The organism is Caballeronia sp. LZ003, from assembly GCF_031451465.1.
Taxonomy (GTDB): domain Bacteria; phylum Pseudomonadota; class Gammaproteobacteria; order Burkholderiales; family Burkholderiaceae; genus Caballeronia.
Genome location: NZ_JARUXJ010000116.1, coordinates 1 through 687, shown reverse-complemented (window position 1 = coordinate 687; position 687 = coordinate 1). Strand labels below are relative to the sequence as shown.

Annotated in this window: 1 protein-coding gene; it reads right to left on the bottom strand. The window is 63.5% G+C overall.

The window, feature by feature from the left end:
- Positions 1 to 687, bottom strand: a 687-nt coding sequence (locus QCE79_RS33315) for a DDE-type integrase/transposase/recombinase (protein WP_309851741.1), incomplete at both ends; no start/stop codon positions are given.

Below are 687 nucleotides of genomic sequence, written 5' to 3'. Positions count from 1 at the left end.
TTACTCTGCGGCGAACGAACAGGCGTCGTCAACGGTTCCAGACCCAACTCGCGGGCAAAGCTGCGCGTACGGTGGTCGATGTAGGCAGAGCCGTTGTCCGACAGCCATTCGATGGGTGCGCCTGCCTGCGGCGTGCCGAAGCGTTGCTCGACCGCTGCGAGCATCACATCGCGCACGACGTCGCCGCTATGGCCGCCAGTAGTCGCTGCCCAACTAATAGCTTCCCGATCATGGCAGTCCAGCGCGAACGTCACGCGCAACGGCGAGCCATCGTCACAACGGAACTCGAAGCCGTCCGAGCACCAGCGGACGTTACTCTGGTCAACGGCAATGCGTCCATCATGTCGGCGGGTATCGCGTCGCTGGCCAGGGCGCCGGAGCAGCAACTGATGGTCACGCATGACGCGATAGACCCGCTTGGCGTTCACGCACGGCGCACCGGTCAATTCGTGACTACGTCGCAGCAATGCCCAGACTCGTCGGTATCCATAAGTCGGCAAGCCCGCCACATGCTCGTGGATTGCAGCGACCAGTTCCGTGTCGTCGGTCTGTCGGGCGCGGCGGCCGTCCTGCCAGTCTGGAGAGCGGGCTTTTCTGACTGCCAAAGCAGAGCGCGCCACGCCGAGAACATCGCAGACCGTTTTCATTGGTCGTCCCCGGGCAGTAAGGGCGAGCGCGCAATCCAGT